Origin of the sequence: Roseibium salinum (assembly GCF_026240905.1) — a bacterium.
GTDB classification, from domain to species: Bacteria; Pseudomonadota; Alphaproteobacteria; order Rhizobiales; family Stappiaceae; genus Roseibium; species Roseibium salinum.
The window spans coordinates 2,278,914-2,296,902 of record NZ_JAPEVI010000003.1 but is presented as its reverse complement, the minus strand read 5'-3'; the positions used below and the strand labels follow the sequence as shown (position 1 = coordinate 2,296,902).

Sequence of the window (17,989 nt, the reverse complement as noted above, 5' to 3'; positions counted from 1 at the left end):
CGGTGGCTCCGGACGCAGTCGGGCGCAGACCCGGGACCGGAAAGCCGAGGGATATCAGTTTATTCCTCACAAAACATGAAGGCCTCGGCATTCCTGCCTGTCAGCTGCGGCCCGCCGCGCGTTGGAACTATCTGCCGAAGGCCTTGCGCAAGGGCCATGTCAGGATCCTTACCCAGTCAGCGACAACGATCCACAGGAGCGCCGGGACGGCCATTGCCGCGGCAAACGGCACGAAGGCCAGAAGCTTGACGATGCGCAGGGCCACAGAGCCCGGTTCGTTCTGGCCGGATTTCGTGAACAGCGTGTTCCACAGCCGGCTCCACCATCGCCACAGATACCAGCTGAGGAACACTGCCAGTGCGGCGAGGGCCGTGAACGCGATCAGCGAGACGTTGGAAATCCAGGGAATCCAGCGGCCCTCGACCTCTTCCGTGTGGTACGGATCCTCGTGATTGCTGTTCACCGAATGCACACCGGCCCGGATACCTGCATCGAGCAACCAGCCGGCGGCGGAGTAATCGTCGGCAGCCGCAGATGGCGCCGTCTGCCTGGGGGCGTGGCTTGTTGCGGTCACCAGCCGGTAATTGCGCTCGTCGGCAGCGTGGATCAGGGTGGTGGTGTTCGGGGGTGACAAGGCCGCCATCAGATCCGCCTGTGTCATGGCGGCCTGCGCGTCCGCAAGGCGTCTTTCGATGGCCGTCCTGGAGAACCAGCTCTTGCCCGGTTGAACCGGCGTGGTGCTTTCCACGATCATCAGGTTGACGCGCTGGCGTTCGGCAGCGCCGTGAAACGTCTCCACATCGATGTTGCGGATTGTCCCGCCGTCACGCACCACAAGCTGCGCCTGACCGGTCTCGGGCGAGCGCACAATCCGGCCGGACACCACAAGCGTCCGGTTCTTGAATTTCGCCAGGCTTGATTCCAGGATGTCGGCGTTCAGGTCGACGATCAAACCGTCCGGCGCCGCCCCTTGAGCGGCTGCGCTGTCGAAGCGGGCAAGCTTCAGGTTCGACCTGTTGACCGGGCGCGACAGGAACCTGATGTTGCCGCCCAGTGCCCGCCGGCTCGCCGGATTGATCAGCACATCCGGCCCGAGTTCGACCGCAAGGCGCGAGCGGGCTCCGGAGCCGACGGGTTTGAGAGGATAGGACCTGCCGTTCGGACGGATCATGACCGGCCTGGCATTGGCCGGAAGCGCGTGCAGCTGATCGCGCAGTTTGAAGAAATCCGTTTCCCTGATGGCTATCTGAAAACTCCCACCGCCTTGCCTCCTGGCGGGAGTCTTGTCGCCCGCCAGCGGCCGGTGGGTGGCGTGGGCCGCATCCTCCAGCCCCTGGCCGATATCGTCCAGCGAGGCGATGGGCAGGCTCTTGCCGTCGGACGTCACGAGCTGCCACGCGTTGCCTTCGCCCGGCAGGAGCGCCACGCCGGTGCCCTCTGCCGCGTGCGGCAGTTTCCGGGCGAGCGACACCCCTTCATCCACAAGTCCCGCCGCGCCATCCACGTGTTTGCCCGCCGAGCCCGCGGCATCACCGGCCTCGCGTGCAAGGCGCGAAAGAAGTCCCGCGTCGGCCGGGGCGCCCGTCAGCAGGCCGGCAACCGCAATCGCCAGCACCAGGCGCTGAAGCTTTTGAAATCGGCACATGTTGCGATCCATCAAAGGCTAAAGAATATTTTGGCCGTTATCGCACAGCCGGAATGATCCGTTGGAAACTGACAATGGAAACCGACTTGAGGTCAGCGGCGGCACGAAGTCAAGATCAGCGCGCCGCGCCGTTCCCCGGACATCACCGGCCCGCCTTCCTCTCCGACAGCCAGATACCGATCATGACGAGGGCAAGCGCCGTGCCGTGATGCCATTCGAACGGCTCGCCGAGGATCGAAACGGCCAGGCCTGCCGCAAAGATGGGCACAAGATTGATGAAGACGCCGGCCCGGGCCGGGCCGATCAGTTCCACCCCGCGCATGAAGAAGATCTGCGACAGGAAGGAGGGGAAGAGCGCGATATAGAGCACCACGAGCCAGCCCTTTGCCGTCGGCCATTGTGCCGTGCCGGTCGCCATTTCGAAAAACAGCCCGGGAAGGGAGGCGATGGCGGAAATGCCCGCGAGTGTGGCAAAGAAGGCGAGGCCGGAGACCTGCGGCCGGTTGCGCAGGGCAAGCGTATAACCGGAATAGAGTACGCAGGCAATCAGCATCACGCCATCGCCCGGGTTCACCGCGAGCGCGAGCAGCTTCTGCAGGTCTCCCTGGGCGGCAATCAGCGTCACTCCGACCAGCGTCAGGAGAATGCCCATGACCTGAAGCAGCCGGATCCTGGTGCCGAAAGCGAACACCGATCCGATCAGCACCAGGATCGGCATCGAACCCTGAATGATGCCGAGATTGACGGCCGTGGTCTGTGTCGCGGCGATATAGAACAGCGAGTTGAAGGCGACGAAGCCGAAAGCGGCCATCAGCACCATCCGCAGCAGTTGCGGGCGCATGAGGGGCCAGTCGGTTCGGATGCGCGGCCAGACCATCGGCACCATGATGCCCGCCACGATCGCCCAACGCAGGAACACCACCACCATGGGCGACACCTCGCCCACGGCAAGGCGCCCGGCCACCGTGTTGCCGCCCCAGAAGAGAGTGGTGAGACCGAGCATCAAAATGGCATTGCCGTAAGTCAGGCCGCCAAAACGTGTGACAAATGCAAGCATGAAGACCTTTCCGCGGAACGCGGTGCTGACAGTTCAGGATACGGGTCCACGAAATTGAACGCACCGGCACGGCTGGAGCGGCAGCGTCAAGGGCCTTGAGCGATGCACCTGCATCGACCGGCGCATTCAATTTCATGGGGCCGTACCCCAGGGGTAATGGATCGTCCGACCGGCCGAAAGGGCTATCTTTGGCGAAACGGTTGGCCGCAGTCGTGTAAGGCCCTAATTTATCGCCGGAAACGCGTTGCATTATTTCCAAAATGGAAAAAGTCATGGGAAGGGCGCCCCTGTTGACGGCTGCTTGCAATGCCAGCAAAAGACCGGGCAAAGTGTGATCAATGCATGCGCCTTCCGTAAGACATGCGCCTCAGTGGAGACCAAGTATGACCGGCCGTATCGATGCCCACGGATTGAAAGTCGAAAAGGCTCTTTTTGACTTCGTCAACGAGAAGGCTTTGCCGGAGACCGGGGTCGATCAGGATCATTTCTGGAAGAGCCTCTCCGCCATGATCCATGACCTGGCGCCCAAAAACCGGGAACTCCTGGAAACGCGCGATGCCTTGCAGACGACGATCGATGCCTGGCACCGGGCCAATCCGGGCACGCCGGACATGGACACCTACAAGGCGTTCCTGAGCGACATCGGCTACCTCGTTCCCGAACAGGGCGATTTTGAAGTCGGGACGACGGACATCGATCCGGAGATCGGTCAGGTCGCCGGTCCTCAGCTTGTCGTGCCCGTCATGAATGCGCGTTACGCGCTCAATGCCGCAAATGCCCGCTGGGGATCGCTCTATGACGCCCTCTACGGCACCGACGCCATGGGCTCCAGGCCGGAACCGGGCGGTTTCGACGCGGTTCGCGGCGCCGAGGTCATCGCCTATGCCCGCAAGGTACTGGACGAGGCGGTGCCGCTGGCATCGGGAAGCTGGTCGCAGGTGACGGGCTTTGGCGTCCAGGACGAAGCGCTGGAGGTGACGACGGAAAGCGGCACGGCGGCTCTTGCCGACCCAGGTCAGTTCGCGGGCTACTCCGGAGATCCCGTGGCGCCTTACAAGGTGCTTCTGGAGAAGAACGGCCTGCATCTGGAGATCAACATCGACGCCAAGCACCCGATCGGCAAGACCGACAAGGCGCATATCTCGGACATCGTTCTGGAATCGGCCATGTCCACGATCATGGACTGCGAGGACTCCGTTGCCGCCGTCGATGCGCAGGACAAGGTCACCGTCTATTCCAACTGGCTCGGCCTGATGAAGGGCGAATTGGAGGAGACCTTCGAAAAGGGCGGCGAGACGATCACCCGCCGCATGCACGGCGACCGGCACTACAGCGCGCCGGACGGCAGCGCCCTGACGCTGCACGGACGCTCGCTCCTGCTCATCCGCAATGTCGGCCATCTGATGACCATCGATGCGGTGCTCGACAAGCACGGCAACGAAGTGCCGGAGGGTCTGCTCGACGGCATGATCACGTCCCTGATCGCCCTGCACGACATCGGCCCGAACGGCCGGCGGATGAACAGCCGGGCCGGTTCGGTCTATATCGTCAAGCCGAAAATGCACGGCCCTGAAGAAGTGGCCTTTGCGTCCGAGATCTTCGAGCGCGTGGAAGACGCCCTCGGACTTGCCCGCAACACCTTGAAGATGGGCATCATGGACGAGGAACGCCGGACCACGGTCAACCTGAAGGAATGCATCCGGCAGGCGAAGAACAGGGTGTTCTTCATCAATACCGGTTTCCTGGACCGTACCGGCGACGAGATGCACACGTCCATGGAAGCCGGTCCGATGATCCGCAAGGCCGACATGAAATCGGCGGCCTGGATCGGCGCGTACGAGGACAATAACGTGGATGTGGGGCTGGCCTGCGGCCTGCCGGGCCATGCCCAGATCGGCAAGGGCATGTGGGCCATGCCGGACCTGATGAACGCCATGCTGGAGCAGAAGATCGGCCATCCGATGGCCGGCGCCAACACGGCCTGGGTGCCGTCTCCGACCGCCGCGACCCTGCATGCCCTGCATTACCACAAGGTGTCCGTGCCTGCGCGACAGGCTGAGCTGCAGAGCCGCGAACCGGCAAAGCTGGACGACATACTTTCCATCCCGGTTGCCGAGCGGCCGAACTGGACGCCGGAAGACATCCAGGCCGAACTCGACAACAACGCGCAGGGCATCCTCGGCTATGTGGTCCGCTGGGTGGAGCAGGGCATCGGTTGTTCCAAGGTGCCGGACATCAACAATATCGGCCTGATGGAAGACCGCGCCACCTTGCGCATTTCGTCTCAGCATATCGCCAACTGGCTGCATCACGGCGTCGTCACCAGCGACCAGGTGATCGAGACGATGAAACGCATGGCGGCCGTGGTCGACCGGCAGAATGCCGGCGATCCGGCATACCGGCCGATGGCCCTGGACTTCGACAATTCCGTCGCCTTCCAGGCGGCCTGCGAACTGGTGCTCGAGGGCACAAAGCAGCCGAACGGCTACACCGAACCGGTCCTCCATCGCCGGCGCATCGAGTTCAAGGCAAGGTCCGCGGCATAAGCGGCGCCGGCCGGACGTTGCAACGGGACGGTCATTCGGCCGTCCCGTGACGCATTGCTCGTGCTCCAATCCTGACTTTGCGTGGCCCGGCAGCCAGGCTGGGGCCGTCTCCTTACTCGGACGAGAACCTGAACTCGAACAGCCGTTCGATCGGGTCGGACGGCTTGGGATCGTCATAGCGGTTGAGGTCCAGCAGACCCGCCTGCAGCGCATCCTGGGCGTTCAGGCCTGCCTGTATCCTGTCGTATACCTGCCAGAAATCGGCATGGGTCCTGCGGATTGCATAGCGGTCCACGACCTGGACAAAGGCGTCCTGACCGCGGATATGGCCGATGGCCTCGACGAACCCGGTGAGGTCCTCCGGGGAGACCCGGAAAACGAGGTTGGGATAGCTGCTGAACTGACCCGGAACGATCGTAAGCCGGTCTCTCACCGGCTCGCGGCGCAGGTCTTCGTTGAAGATGAACGCCACGTTGCTGTGGGCCTGGTCGTGAACGATCGTGAAGATTTCCTGCTCGTCCCCTTCGCCAACCAGCAGCACCGCGATGTCCGGAAGAAACTTGGCAAAGGGCGCAGGGGCGACCGTCAGGGGACGGAGCTGTCCGGCGCTCGTGTTCGGGTCGGCACAGCCGCCTTTTGAACAGCGGTTGAGTGGATCGGTGACGGGCCAGAGCACCGGTCCGGTTTCAAGCAGCCGTGTCAGGAATTCGGTTTTCGGCTGGTTCGTGGCATAGGAAATCCCGGTCGGCGACTTGGTGTCGAGCGCGCTTTCCTTCCATAGATCGATCAGACTGACGAGCGCCCCGCGGTACCAGCTTGCATGCATCGGCTCGCGCGTCCCGGGCGGCAGGAAGGACAGGAAAATCCGCTCGCCCTCCCGGCGCAGGCTGTCCATGTAGAGCCGAGTCGTCACCTGATGCTCGACATTGCCGAAGACATCGAAGCCTGCGACCAGGTTGTAGTAGATGCGTTCGAACAGCGGATAGTCGATCACCCAGGCGGTTTCCGGAACGGAGCCGACATAGCCGGTGACGACGGATGCGGACGAGAAATTGCGGAAGACGGTCAGCCTTGCATCCTTCCGCGTGCCGTCGCCATCCCAGATATCGGCATATCCGGGACCGCCGGTCGCCGCGGCCTGCTGCGCGTAGCGCTCCTGGCGGAAGGTCTGGTATCTGACCGGGCCGAGCAGCAGAAAGCTCTTGAAGCGGTCGGTGAGCTTGCCGGCGGATCGGGCCACCGGCAGTTCAAGAATTGGGATCGCCTCTTCAAGAAAGCTCGGGTCGTTGACGGAAAGATCGGCATCGGGAGCAAGAAACGACACCCAGAACCGGTCCTCAATGACATTCACCGCCACCTGGCCGTAACAGACAGGGCCGCGAATGAACGAGCGCACGAAATAGAGCGCATCGTCCAGCAGGAACTGGTAGCGGCTGCGTGGCGGCAGGGCGCTGAAGGTGGACAGCGGATTGCCGCCGGCGGCGATGGAGTAGGCGGGAAGTGCGTCGAGGCCCCACGCGCTCGTCAGGAAGAGATCCCGGTAGCGGTCCAGCCTCTTCGGCCCGATCTCGTAAACGATATGCTCCTTGTGGAGGATGGTGTCCTCAATCAGGGCCAGCCGGTAGGAGAAGTCCTCGCCCGGATCGTCAAACGGCCGCCGGGTCGCAATCTCGTCAGGCTCGTCATCGGGCCCGGACCGGGAGCGGACAAGCCGGAAAAACCGGTGCGGCCCGTCACCTTCCAGATGCAGGTGCGCCAGGAACAGGTGCTCGTAAATATAGCGCGAAACGAGTTGCGCCTTGAGGTCTTGTGTGTTGAAGAATGCTTCGATCTCGCGGATCCGGCCGCGGACCTCATCGGGCAGTTCCGTGGCTGCGGCCTTGGCGGAGGCGCCATCGGCAGCCCAGGAGAGGAGGTGCCGGTAGTCTTCGTCCGGAAGCGGGGCCATCGCGAAGGGCATGCCGCCATCGGGATGACGGTGGAGATAGTCGTCAAGTTCGGACGGCGCTGGACAACTGTTCTTGCGCAGTGTCGTGATCTCGACGGAGGGCGGCAGCGCTGCGCCCAGCTTGAAACGGCTCTCGCGTCCGGCCCTCAGCAGTTGTTCGAGAACGGACGGCGAGGAGCCGCCTTGGGTAACGGGGAAGAACCCCTTCCGCCGCCACTCCGGAACGGTCTTGGCGTCAATGCCGAGCCGGGTCGTCGGAGCATCTTCCAGTCTTGAGGAATCGTAGACGCGGGCCTTGCTCGCTCCGCGCCGCCACCCCTCCGGCGACGACAGTTTCAACTGGCAGGGCGCGTCGTAGCAGCCATGGCAGACCACGCAGCGCTTGTTCAGGACATCCTGGATCGGCGGACCGGACGGGGCGGATGCGTTTTGAGCGGATGCGCCGGCCGTCGCGACAAGAAGCGGCACCGCCATCGCCAGGGCGACAAGCACAGCGCGGCAACCCATCGTGACAGGATGTGTCCGCCGCGCTGGAACGCCGTTCCCCATGCGGGTATCACCCTTCGTTCTGATCCGTCCGCTTTATCCGCTCCGGATCGTCCGGCCCCTTGTAGGAGAAGAGATAGGCCCAGCCGGCATAGGCCGTGATGGCCAGCATGATGTAGACCCAGGTCGTATTGCCTGCATAGTATTCCACGCCGGTCCAAGCGGCGCAAAAGACGACAAGCACAATGCGCCGCCAGAGCGGATCGAACCAGGGGTGTTCTACGGGACCAAACACGGGGTTTCCTTCCTTTTTCCGTACCGGGACGATGCAGGCGAGCTGCCGTTGGGGAAGCTGCAAGATCCTGCAGAATCAGGCAAAACCCGGCTTACAGGTTTCGATTTCACCTTGAAACTGAATTCTGAACAAGGGATGTTGGCCTGCCTTTCAAGGCCGCAACCCAGCGCACATTCAAAAGGAGCCGGAAATCGGAGATGGCGCTCGACCTCCTGACGGCAAATGATACGCCCGGCATGCATGCCCCGTCCTACTATGCGGCGACCGCGAACTGGCAGACTTCCTATCCGGCGCTCGACGGCACCCGAAGCTGTGACGTGTGTATCGTCGGCGGCGGCTATACCGGCCTGTCCGCAGCACTCCATCTGGCTGAGGATGGCGTGAATGTCGTTCTGCTGGAAGCCAACAGGCTGGGATGGGGGGCCTCGGGCCGCAATGGCGGCCAGGTCGGGTCGGGTCAGCGCGTGGACCAGACAGTGCTGGAGGCGCGGCACGGCAAGGCCCATGCGAAGTTGCTCTGGGATCTTGGCGAAGAGTCAAAGGCGCTCGTGAAGGGCCTGATCGCGCGTCATGAGATCGCCTGCGACTATACGCCGGGCATCTTGCACGTCGATCACCGCAAGAGTTTCGTGGAAGACAGCCGCGACTATGTCGAACATCTGCGCCTCGTCTACGGCTACGAGGACATCCGCTTCATCGACGGCGACGAGATCGGCGATCAGGTCGGCAGTCCGCGCTATTTCGGCGGTTCCCTTGACCTGGGCGCTGGCCATCTCCACCCGCTCAATTTTGCGCTCGGGCTGGGCAGGGCGGCCGAAAAGGCCGGCGCCACGCTGTTCGAGGAAACCAGGGTCACCGGAATTGAGGGCAAGGGCCAGGGGCGGATCACGGTGAAGACGGCGCGCGGAAACGTCAGCGCGGATCATCTGGTGCTTGCCTGCAACGGCTACCTTGGGGGGCTCGACCGTCAGACGGCCGCGCATGTCATGCCGATCAACAACTTCGTCGTCGCCACGGAGCCGTTCTCCGAAGACGAGGCGGAAAAGCTGATCGCGAACAACGTCGCGGTCGCCGACAGCAAATTCGTGATCAACTATTTCCGCCTGTCGGCCGACCGGCGCCTTCTGTTCGGCGGCGGCGAGAATTACGGCTACCGGTTCCCGGAGGACATCAGGTCCTTTGTGCGCGGGCCGATGCTGGAGATTTTCCCGCAGTTGGAGGATGCCGGCATAGACTACGGCTGGGGGGGCACGCTGGCGATCACGCCGAAACGCATGCCGTATTTCGCAAGGCTCGCTCCCAATATGCTGACAGCGGCCGGTTATTCCGGGCACGGGATCGCCATGGCAACGCTCGGCGGGCGGATTCTCGCAGAAGCGATTGCCGGCACGGCAGGGCGGTTCGATGCGTTGGAAAAGCTGAACATTCCGGCCTTCCCGGGCGGCGACCGCCTCCGGTTTCCGCTTCTCGTGCTGGCGATGACCTGGTTTTCCCTGCGCGACAGGCTTGGAATCTAGGGCCATGAGAAACAGAGAACCTGTCGCGTTCGGTCTTTGTGCCCGTTCCCGGCGGCGTGCCAATTTCACCGCATTTATGAGTCCATAAACGAACATGCTGCAAAGCCACACGGATAACCGCCGCACCATCGGCAGCTATTGGGAAGCCAGTGTGCCCGAGCCCAGGCTCGACCGGCAGCTCATCGGCAACGCGCTGTTCGACGTTGCCGTGGTCGGCGCCGGATATGCGGGCCTCAGCGCGGCGCTGAAGCTTGCGCAGGCGGGTGTTTCCGTCTGTGTTCTGGAGGTCGAACATGTCGGCTATGGGGCTTCCGGCCGCAATGGCGGTTTCTGCTGTCTGGGAGGCACGAAGCTCAACGAGCGTCAGCTGATCAGGGCATTCGGACTGGAAGAAGCCCGCAAATTCGTTGCCTTTCAGGTCGCCGGCGTCAATCTGGTCGCCCACCGGCTCGATAGCTGGGGCGTCGATGCCGACCGCCATTCAAAGGGCGAGGTCTTCCTGGCGCATCGGCCGAAAGACACCGCAGGTCTCCAATCCGAGGGAGCCTTTCTCAAAGAGACGTTCGGCATCAAGACCAGATACCTGTCAAAGGATGACCTGGACGCGGAAGGCCATGGCGGGCCCGGCTTTCACGGCGGCCTGCATGTGCCCTACGGCTTTGCGCTGAACCCGATGGCCTACGTCCAGGCCCTTGCGGAGCAGGTGCGCACGGCAGGCGGGAAGATCTTCGGCAAGTCACCGGTCACGGCCCTGAGCCAGGACGGCGACCGCTGGCGCCTGGAGACCGGGTACGGCCTCGTTCGCGCCAAGAAGGTCGTGCTGGCGGGAAACGGATATGCCAGGGAAGACGTGCCCAAATGGCTGCACGGCCGCACTCTTCCGGTCATGTCGTCCATTCAGGTTACGCGCCCCTTGAGCGAAGATGAGCTGTCCGCCCAGGGCTGGACGAGCGACACAATGTCGGCGGACACGCGCATCCTCCTGCACTATTTCCGACTGCTGCCCGACAGGCGGTTTCTGTTCGGCACGCGCGGCGGCATTTTCGAAAACGAACCCTCTCTGGCGGCAATGCGCAAGCGCGCGCGGTCCGACTTCGAAAACATGTTTCCCGCCTGGGCGCATGTGGAGGCGGAATTCAGCTGGTACGGGCATGTCTGCCTTGCGCGCAGACTGACGCCTTTTGTCGGCGAGGTGCCGGGCATGGCGGGGGTTTATGCGGCCATGGGCTGGCACGGCAGCGGCATCGCCATGGCCTCGATCTCAGGCGAAAAGATCGCCGGCCTGATCACCGGAAAGCTGCGCCGGGAGGACCTGCCGGCGCCCCTGCAGCGGCCGTTCGCAAGATTTCCCCTGCCGGGCCTGCGCAAGCTTTATCTGCAGGGCGCCTATTGGTGGTACGGGATCAAGGACAGGTGACGGGTTCGGTCCACCTGCGTCCGGCGTCGCTTCTGGACCTCGAGGCACTCTATGCCATCTGCCTGCGGACCGGCGATGCCGGCAAGGACGCATCGGGGCTCTATTCCGATCCCAGACTGATGGGACACATCTATGCCGCCCCTTATGTTGCCCTCGACGGACTGATCTGCCTTGTCGCGGAGGACGCCGGGGGTGTTGCAGGATATGTGGCGGGCGCCGCGGATACCCGGGACTTTGAAAGGCGTCTGGAAGCGGAATGGTGGCCGGCCTTGCGCAAGTCATATGCCGAGCCCGAAGGTGACAGGTCTGCCTGGACGGCGGACGAGTTCCGCATCTGGACGATCTTTCACCCCACACCGATTCCGGATGAAATCGCCCGGCGTTATCCGGCCCACATCCACATGAACCTCTTGCCGCGTGCGCAGGGAAAGGGCATCGGCTCAAAGCTTCTGGACGCCTGGATCGAAGCTGCAAAAGCGCTAGGCGTGCAGGCGGTTCATGCAGGTGTCAGTGCTGTGAACCAGCCAGGGCTGACGTTCTGGAAATCCCGGGGCTTCCGGCCCGTGTCGGTCGACCGGTCAGCGGGCTCCCGGGGAACCGTCTGGTGTGGCCGGGATCTCTGAGCATCGGCCTGGACGACAGGCTCAAGCCCTGCGCCGGACCACCGCGACATTCACCCGGCTCCAGATTTCAAAGCCGAGCTTCCGGTAAAGCGCGATGGCACCGTGGTTGTCCGCATAGGAATGCAGGATGGGCGTGTCGCCCCGCTTCCGGATTTCGGCGGCTACATGAACGAAGAGCACGGAGGCGAGCCCGCGGCCGCGATAATCGGGATGGGTGCAGATGCCGCTAATCTCCGTGTAGCCGTCGAGGGCGAGCCGCGTCCCCGCCATGGCGGCAAGGCGCCCGTCGAGCTTCACTCCCCAGAACGTCCCGAGGTCTGGCGTGCGGGACGTAAACGGACCGGGTCTGGTCAGCTCCGCGAGAGCAACCATTTCCGGAATGTCTTGCGGCCCGAGGGCCACGATCGCTGCGTCCCCTGCCGGTCTGGATGAAGGGGTGCGCTCCGTCATCAGGACGCCGGGTGCCGTCATCTCGGCCTCCAGGCTATCAGGCAGGGCAATGTCCTCGCCCTGCAGCAGGTAGACGCGGTCGGCTCCGGGCCCAACAAGCTCGGCAAGCGCCTCGAGCGCCGCCGGCGAATTGTCCCTCGCGGCCGCAAACGGGGAAACGGCTGGATCGAAGCGCCGGGCCAGCGTGCCGCCGGCGGCAAAGGCGTCCTGTCTCGTGGTCAGCGCCGACCAGACGGCGCGGCTGAGCGGGTGTGTCACGGCCGGCTTATTCATAGCTGCGTGCATCTTTGAGCTCGTAGTGCTGCGAAACCTCGTCCCAGCGTTTCAGCACGGACCTCGCCACATCGGGCACATAGCAGCGCTCGTAATCCGCGCCTTGAAAGGCGCCAACGTCGTTGAGCGAGCGAAAACTCATGATGGTGAGGAATTCCACCTCGTCCGCAAGCTCCCGCCGCAGCACCTCGATGCCGAGAAATCCAGGGATATTCTTTGCCTCGATCCCCGGTATGACTTGGGTGGTCAATACTTCGAGATAGGTCGCGGCATTTTCAAGCGTGGTCCAGCCATGCCATATGCGCTTGATCATCAGCCTTCCTCCCGGCGTCGGGCGAGGCTGTCCCAATCGGGCAATGGCGGCGATGGAACGCGTTGCGTGATCGGGACCTCGGCCAGCGCGTCTTCGAGCTGTGCGAGCTGCTCCAGAAACGGTCCGCTGAGCTGCGCGCAGGCGTTTTCGACGGCAAGCGTCACCGCCGGCCAGAGCGTGGCGCGCAATGTCGCGACGAGCACTGCGCCCTTCTCCGTCAGCGCGATGGTGCTCACCCGCCTGTCCCTGTCATCCGGCTGACCCACCACAAGGCCGTCCGCCTTCATCTTGTTGATCATCCTCGTGACCCCGGGCTGGCTGTGCCCTAGGGCCTTGGCGAGATCGCCGATGCTCAAGGGACCATGAAGATCCAGCGCCGCCAGGACCGGGTTGTGCGGCGTCGGCAGATCCGTTCCGGCGAGTTCCCCCGCCAGCTCCTGCGTTTCCGCCTGCAGTCTTTCTCCGATCCTTTTCAACCGGCTGCCGAGAGTGGCGTATCCCAGCGAGCGGACAACGTCTTCAACCATTCATGCCTCCACTAACATAACAAGCTATATAACAAGATATATTTTATTGGCAAGATGTGTCTTGGGAATTGGAGCGCTCTGGTGGGAGAGGAGTTAGACGCTGGTCGAGGCAACCGTCTCGTTTCGACGCGTGTCATCAACTCTGTTCTGCGAATTGATCCCTGATCGCCAGGACGCAATGCGCGATCGGGTCACGGCCGCAAACAGTCACCCCGGCCAAGCACAGCGCAGAGCCGGGGCCTACTCGCAGGTCGGCTTGCCAAAGCTGAAGAGAGGTGCCGGTACGGCCAGCGTCAAACAGGACCCGCTCTGCAAACGAGTAGGCCCCGGGTCTCTCTTCGTTCGCCCGGGGTGACCCAGTGGGGGTTGGTGGGGCAGCTGGAACTACTGATTGTCTGTCTCAAAAGGCTAAACCGGACCAAGCCCACCAACCCACAGTCGGTCAAACAGTGGCCTTGCCGCCCGCTCTCGCCCGCGCATCAGTCAAACTCCGGTCCGCGCGCCCGGTAGGGGGTGATTTCCTTCCAGGCCTTCATCAGGGTCTCCAACTCCTCGTCGTTGTGAGGCGGCATGATGATCTGGAGCTTGACGAGCAGGTCGCCATGGCCGCTGGTCTTGGTCGGCAGGCCCTTGCCCTTCAACCTCATCGTCTTGCCGCTGGAGGAATTGGGCGGAATGGCCAGGTTGACAGCACCGGAAAGTGTCGGAGTGCGGACCTTGGCACCGAGCACGGCCTCATAGAGCGCGAGCGGCAGATCCAGATGCAGGTCCGAGCCCTTGACCTCGAACAGTTTGTGAGGCTTGAAGCGGACCTCGACCATGGCATCGCCTGCCGGGCCGCCGTTCTCGCCCGGATAGCCCTGACCCTTCAGTCGGATCTTCTCGCCTTCCTCAACCCCTTTGGGCAGCGTGACGTTGACGGTCTTGCCGCTCGGCAGCGTCACTTGCGTCTTGCCGGAATTGACGATGTCTTCCAGCGATACGCGCGCCACGATTTCCGCGTTCTTGCCCTTGGTTCTCGGTGCCGTCCTGGCACGTGCGCCGCCAGCAAAACCGGCTCCGGGGCCTGCGCCCGCGCCGGCACCAGGGCGCGCGCGGCCGCCGCCGAAGCTTCCGAAAATATCGTTCAGAATGTCGTCGAAGCTTCCGCCGCCCGCGGTCGACTTGAAGCCGCGCGCCCCGCCTGCGGCGCCGAAGTCTTCGAAACCGCCCGGATAGCCTTCAAATCCATGGGACTGGAAGCGCTGTCTTCCTTCCGCATCGATTTCGCCGCGGTCAAACTGGGCGCGCTTTTCCTTGTCGCCAACGATCTCGTAGGCCTGGTTCACTTCGGCAAAACGCTGCTGTGCCTCCGGAGCATCCCTGTTCTGATCCGGATGGTATTTTTGGCCAACGTTCTGAAGGCCTTTTTTATTTCGCTCTCGCTGGCGGTTTTTGCCACACCGAGAACGCTGTAAGGATCACGCATTCGCATCACCAGATTTCTAAGATTTCCCCGTTGGCAGCCCCACGCGCAAACGCTCCGGATTTGTCCTGTTCCGAAGCGTGCGATCGTCTGGGACTGACATGGCCGGACTTGTCCTCAATATCGGGATGGTATCGTCAAAATTCCAGTCTTCCATCACCGGTCAGAGGATCAGATGTTTTTTTAGCTGGTTTTGCCGCCGGTTCAAGCGTCTGCGACAGAAAGTGTCGTGACGGAGAATTTCTGTGTCACGTCGCGGCAGGCGGTTCCGGAATAGAGCTTGATGCCGGCGATCGTGTTGGCGGTCGTCTTGAAGAAAACGCAGCCCGTTTCGCCAAGCGAGGCGCTGTCGATATTCGTCAGGGTGCCGGAATTGCCGCTCACCGCATTGAGCCAGGGCAGGCTCAGGGCATCCGCCTGACCCGTCTCGGCCAGCTGCGGGCCGGCCACGTCGAGGTTTTCCGCGATGATCTTGCGGTCTTCGACGCTGATATCGGAATAGGCGACATCGGAGGACGAGGGGATCGAGCCTGTCAGCAGGGTCGGCGTATCGACATTGTTGCTGCCCACCGGAACCGAGAACTGGCTGCAACCGCCCAAGACCAGGCCAAGCGGCAGCAGGACGGCCGCAAACTGTTGGATCTTGATGTTACCGGCGATATATGAACGCATAAGCCAGATCTTTAGACGGTCCGAACATCTGGCAGAGGGTTTGGCGGATCCTTGCCATCTTCGGGCCATTCAATCCTTCGACAGGTTATCAATGACAGATCTCAAGCATCCTCCTGAAGAGTTAACAAAAGGTGACTTCGCTGAGGTCACGAAGCCATTTGATCTTTTCCGTGAATGGCTTGTGGATGCGGAAGCTTCCGAACCCAACGATCCCAATGCCCTTTCGCTCGCAACGGTCGACGAGACCGGCATGCCGAATGTGCGCATGGTTCTCCTGAAGGGCTTCGACGAGCGCGGCTTCGTCTTCTACACGAATTTCGAAAGCGCGAAAGGCCGTGAGCTTCTTTTCGCGGGCAAGGCGGCAATGTGTTTTCACTGGAAGTCCCTGCGGCGCCAGGTCCGGATTCGCGGGCCGGTGGAGCAGGTCTCCAAGGAAGAGGCGGACGAATACTACCGGTCGCGGGCGCGCGGCAGCCGCATCGGCGCCTGGGCCTCGAAGCAGTCCCGGCCCCTGGAGAGCCGGTTCGCGCTCGAAAAGGAAGTCGCCAGATACACGGCGAAATTCGGGATCGGCGACATTCCGCGTCCGGACCACTGGTCGGGCATGCGGCTCGTGCCGCTCACCATCGAGTTCTGGCACGACAGGCCGTTCCGCCTGCATGACCGCATTCTCTTCACCCGCGAAAGCGCGGACCGGCCCTGGTCGAAGGAACGGCTTTATCCGTGAGGCCCCGGGGCACGGAGTGCGTTACAGGAGCCCCTTCCAACGGAAAAACAGGAAGGTGGCGATGACGGAGGCGAACATCAGGGCCAGGGAGTACGCAAAGCCCTGTTGCCATTGAAGCTCGGGCATGTTGGAGAAGTTCATGCCGTAGATCGAGGCGATCAGCGTGGGGGGAAGGAAGATCACCCCGAGGACCGTGAAAATCTTCGTGATCTGGTTCTGCTCCAGCGTGACGAGCCCCACCGTGGCGTCCAGCAGGAAGGACAGTTTGTTGTCCAGGGCGTCGCTGTGTTCCTTGATGGAGTGAATGTCCCGGCTGTACATCTTGCACTCGGCGGTCTGTTCCTCGCTCAAGCCGACCCGCTTTGCATGGGCGCTTAGGAACAGCATGACCCGCGACAGGCTGGTGCATACGTCGTGCATCTTGGAGACATGGAGCCCGATCTGGCCGAGCCGCCGGATGGCGACCTGATAGCTGCCAGTCTTGCGGGTGTTGAGGCCCTCGCCGAAGACCTGAATGGAAAGCTCGTCATACCAGGTCGAGGCGCTTTCCATCTCGTCGGCGCAGCGGTCGACAATGATGTCGACCATGGCAAAAAACACCGCCGGTCCCCGATGCGCGATGGTCGCATCGAACTGCACCTTCTTCGACAGGATCACGATGGATTTCGGTTCGCCGTACCGGACGGTAACCAGCCGCTTGGTGTTGAGCACGAAGGTAACCGACGAGACAGCCGGATCGATCATCCGCGTCGCGATCGGCAACTGGGCCGTCATGACGACCGCGCCCGGCTCCACATAGAGCCGCTCGGAGGTCTCGATCGAAGCGATCTCCTCCCGTGTGGGAATCTCCGCGCCCATCAGTTTCTCCGCCGCCAGCTGTTCTTCATGCGTCGGAGAAACGAGGTCGATCCACACGGATGTGGAAGGCAGCGGCGCTCCCGGAGGCAGTTCGATACGCTCCAGGCCCGTGGTCGAGGGGCAGTAGGCAATGATCATTCGGGCAATCTCCGCAAGGACACGCCTGGTGTCCGGTGGGCGGCAGTTTGCCCAAGAGACCGAATTTCAGCAACCGCATCTGCAGGGCCTGGCCGGAGGGTACATATACCGTGCCGGCAGGCGTGGCCGAAAAGCCCGTGTCAGCCCGTCAAGGACGGATCACTTGCCTTTTTTGGCGACTGCGGTTTTGTTGCACAGTGCAGCTGCGTTGAGCGCAGCAATTCCCACAGGCTTGTAGTAGTTTATAAGTTTCGCTCCGGCCGATGGGGCTGGCGCCGGTTGCGCTGTTTTCTCAGACATTTCCTCAGGTCCGTTTTTTGTTGTCCAGGGCCCGCTGGCTGGTGCTTTGTCGTGACTTCACGCGGGCGCAGGTGCATGTCGTATTCAACTAAGGCATTTGGATGGCCGTCCGCCTTGCGAATGCCAATGCCTTACCTGACAACGCAAGGATGCGCCTAAAGTTTCGGCGTGACCAGTCAAAAACAATAACAGGATGTGACGATATCGACAGGAAGTTGAACGTTTCTGGTAAGTAAATCTTTACCATTTTGCTTTCTGGAAATGTAAACGGCCGATTTCGGGAAGTTCACACAAAATAGCTTCGGTAGTTCCGCGGAGGCCGGCAGCGCAGCGCGCGGGAAAGCCCGGTGACACCGCGCGCCAGGGTCAGGGCCACGGTCAGGACCACAAAGGCCAATCCGGCGAAAATCAACGTTGTGGAAAACGAGGCGCCAAGCACGATCATGAGGCAGCCCAGGCCGGCCCCGATCACCAGAAGCCCGACGCTGGTGCGGATATAGAAATAGTGCGCCCTGAACGCGTGCGGCCCGATGTCCGCAAAGAGGATTGCCATGACCAGGGCCAGTGGTGACAGAAACACGGTGAGGGTCAGGAGATAGCAAAGGCAGATAGTGCCGTAACCCGGCCTTGAGAGAGCTGTGAATGCCGCCGGTTTGCGGCCGTTTCCGCCGCTCGTCTTGTCTGGACCACCTGCCGGATGACGGAACCGCGTTCCGGTCATGCCCCACCCCG

The 17,989-nt window shown here is 62.4% G+C and carries 16 protein-coding genes and 1 pseudogene; 5 read left to right on the top strand and 12 right to left on the bottom strand.

The window, feature by feature from the left end:
- Window positions 1–127: 127 nt before the first annotated feature.
- Together ON753_RS15185 and ON753_RS15180 are read right to left on the bottom strand one after the other, a co-directional pair.
- Window positions 128–1,645, bottom strand: a complete 1,518-nt coding sequence (locus ON753_RS15185; RefSeq protein ID WP_265963466.1) for a hypothetical protein — start codon at window positions 1,643–1,645, stop codon at window positions 128–130.
- Between the two features lie 142 nt (window positions 1,646–1,787).
- Window positions 1,788–2,702: a DMT family transporter gene (locus tag ON753_RS15180; RefSeq protein ID WP_265963465.1), complete on the bottom strand. Its 915-nt coding sequence runs from the start codon at window positions 2,700–2,702 to the stop codon at window positions 1,788–1,790.
- 383 nt (window positions 2,703–3,085) lie between these two features.
- Here ON753_RS15180 and ON753_RS15175 point away from each other — a divergent pair, with 383 nt between their 5' ends.
- A complete protein-coding gene (locus ON753_RS15175; protein ID WP_265963464.1) occupies window positions 3,086–5,248 on the top strand; it encodes a malate synthase G in 2,163 nt (720 codons plus the stop codon).
- Window positions 5,249–5,360: 112 nt separating this feature from the next.
- On the opposite strand, the gene ON753_RS15170 is transcribed toward ON753_RS15175, so the two are convergent.
- Both ON753_RS15170 and ON753_RS15165 read right to left on the bottom strand, forming a co-directional pair.
- Entirely contained in the window at window positions 5,361–7,703 is a 2,343-nt protein-coding gene (locus ON753_RS15170; RefSeq protein ID WP_265963463.1) for a fatty acid cis/trans isomerase, read from the bottom strand.
- Window positions 7,704–7,752: 49 nt separating this feature from the next.
- A complete protein-coding gene (locus tag ON753_RS15165; protein WP_265963462.1) occupies window positions 7,753–7,977 on the bottom strand; it encodes a hypothetical protein in 225 nt (74 codons plus the stop codon).
- Window positions 7,978–8,174: 197 nt separating this feature from the next.
- On the opposite strand from ON753_RS15165, the gene ON753_RS15160 reads away from it, so the two are divergent.
- From ON753_RS15160 to ON753_RS15150, 3 genes are all read left to right on the top strand, one after another.
- Window positions 8,175–9,494, top strand: a complete 1,320-nt coding sequence (locus ON753_RS15160; RefSeq protein WP_265963461.1) for an NAD(P)/FAD-dependent oxidoreductase — start codon at window positions 8,175–8,177, stop codon at window positions 9,492–9,494.
- Between the two features lie 94 nt (window positions 9,495–9,588).
- The gene (locus ON753_RS15155) at window positions 9,589–10,911 is read left to right on the top strand and encodes an NAD(P)/FAD-dependent oxidoreductase (RefSeq protein ID WP_265963460.1); all 1,323 of its coding nucleotides are present in this window, start codon (window positions 9,589–9,591) and stop codon (window positions 10,909–10,911) included.
- Window positions 10,908–11,534, top strand: a complete 627-nt coding sequence (locus tag ON753_RS15150) for a GNAT family N-acetyltransferase (RefSeq protein WP_265963459.1) — start codon at window positions 10,908–10,910, stop codon at window positions 11,532–11,534. Before ON753_RS15155 ends, ON753_RS15150 begins: the two co-directional genes overlap by 4 nt.
- A 21-nt stretch (window positions 11,535–11,555) precedes the next feature.
- On the opposite strand, the gene ON753_RS15145 is transcribed toward ON753_RS15150, so the two are convergent.
- The 6 genes and pseudogenes from ON753_RS15145 to ON753_RS15125 all read right to left on the bottom strand — a co-directional run bounded on the left by ON753_RS15145 (window position 11,556) and on the right by ON753_RS15125 (window position 15,234).
- On the bottom strand, window positions 11,556–12,242 hold the full coding sequence (locus tag ON753_RS15145; protein ID WP_265963458.1) for a GNAT family N-acetyltransferase: 687 nt from the start codon (window positions 12,240–12,242) through the stop codon (window positions 11,556–11,558).
- A gap of 7 nt (window positions 12,243–12,249) precedes the next feature.
- Window positions 12,250–12,570: an antibiotic biosynthesis monooxygenase gene (locus ON753_RS15140; RefSeq protein WP_265963457.1), complete on the bottom strand. Its 321-nt coding sequence runs from the start codon at window positions 12,568–12,570 to the stop codon at window positions 12,250–12,252.
- Window positions 12,570–13,097 carry a MarR family winged helix-turn-helix transcriptional regulator gene (locus ON753_RS15135; RefSeq protein WP_265963456.1) on the bottom strand — a complete coding sequence of 176 codons (528 nt, stop codon included), beginning with the start codon at window positions 13,095–13,097 and terminating at the stop codon, window positions 12,570–12,572. Before ON753_RS15135 ends, ON753_RS15140 begins: the two co-directional genes overlap by 1 nt.
- 479 nt (window positions 13,098–13,576) lie before the next feature.
- Window positions 13,577–14,425: a DnaJ C-terminal domain-containing protein gene (locus ON753_RS15130; protein WP_418067940.1), complete on the bottom strand. Its 849-nt coding sequence runs from the start codon at window positions 14,423–14,425 to the stop codon at window positions 13,577–13,579.
- Window positions 14,426–14,431: 6 nt separating this feature from the next.
- Window positions 14,432–14,499, bottom strand: a pseudogene (locus ON753_RS26815) (hypothetical protein); the annotation flags it as partial.
- A 267-nt stretch (window positions 14,500–14,766) separates the two neighbouring features.
- On the bottom strand, window positions 14,767–15,234 hold the full coding sequence (locus tag ON753_RS15125) for an RT0821/Lpp0805 family surface protein (RefSeq protein WP_265963455.1): 468 nt from the start codon (window positions 15,232–15,234) through the stop codon (window positions 14,767–14,769).
- A gap of 91 nt (window positions 15,235–15,325) precedes the next feature.
- Here ON753_RS15125 and pdxH point away from each other — a divergent pair, with 91 nt between their 5' ends.
- On the top strand, window positions 15,326–15,961 hold the full coding sequence (gene pdxH, locus ON753_RS15120; protein WP_265963454.1) for a pyridoxamine 5'-phosphate oxidase: 636 nt from the start codon (window positions 15,326–15,328) through the stop codon (window positions 15,959–15,961).
- A gap of 21 nt (window positions 15,962–15,982) precedes the next feature.
- On the opposite strand, the gene ON753_RS15115 is transcribed toward pdxH, so the two are convergent.
- A complete protein-coding gene (locus ON753_RS15115; RefSeq protein ID WP_265963453.1) occupies window positions 15,983–16,957 on the bottom strand; it encodes a magnesium transporter CorA family protein in 975 nt (324 codons plus the stop codon).
- 586 nt (window positions 16,958–17,543) lie between these two features.
- On the bottom strand, window positions 17,544–17,978 hold the full coding sequence (locus ON753_RS15110) for a hypothetical protein (RefSeq protein ID WP_265963452.1): 435 nt from the start codon (window positions 17,976–17,978) through the stop codon (window positions 17,544–17,546).
- Between the last annotated feature and the right edge of the window lie 11 nt (window positions 17,979–17,989).

Coding starts and splice junctions, on each gene's coding strand:
- ON753_RS15185 (WP_265963466.1), bottom strand. CDS start 1,645: ATGTGCCGATTTCAAAAGCTTCAGCGCCTGGTGCTGGCGATTGCGGTT.
- ON753_RS15180 (WP_265963465.1), bottom strand. CDS start 2,702: ATGCTTGCATTTGTCACACGTTTTGGCGGCCTGACTTACGGCAATGCC.
- ON753_RS15175 (WP_265963464.1), top strand. CDS start 3,086: ATGACCGGCCGTATCGATGCCCACGGATTGAAAGTCGAAAAGGCTCTT.
- ON753_RS15170 (WP_265963463.1), bottom strand. CDS start 7,703: ATGGGTTGCCGCGCTGTGCTTGTCGCCCTGGCGATGGCGGTGCCGCTT.
- ON753_RS15160 (WP_265963461.1), top strand. CDS start 8,175: ATGGCGCTCGACCTCCTGACGGCAAATGATACGCCCGGCATGCATGCC.
- ON753_RS15155 (WP_265963460.1), top strand. CDS start 9,589: ATGCTGCAAAGCCACACGGATAACCGCCGCACCATCGGCAGCTATTGG.
- ON753_RS15140 (WP_265963457.1), bottom strand. CDS start 12,570: ATGATCAAGCGCATATGGCATGGCTGGACCACGCTTGAAAATGCCGCG.
- ON753_RS15135 (WP_265963456.1), bottom strand. CDS start 13,097: ATGGTTGAAGACGTTGTCCGCTCGCTGGGATACGCCACTCTCGGCAGC.
- ON753_RS15125 (WP_265963455.1), bottom strand. CDS start 15,234: ATGCGTTCATATATCGCCGGTAACATCAAGATCCAACAGTTTGCGGCC.
- pdxH (WP_265963454.1), top strand. CDS start 15,326: ATGACAGATCTCAAGCATCCTCCTGAAGAGTTAACAAAAGGTGACTTC.
- ON753_RS15115 (WP_265963453.1), bottom strand. CDS start 16,957: ATGATCATTGCCTACTGCCCCTCGACCACGGGCCTGGAGCGTATCGAA.
- ON753_RS15110 (WP_265963452.1), bottom strand. CDS start 17,978: ATGACCGGAACGCGGTTCCGTCATCCGGCAGGTGGTCCAGACAAGACG.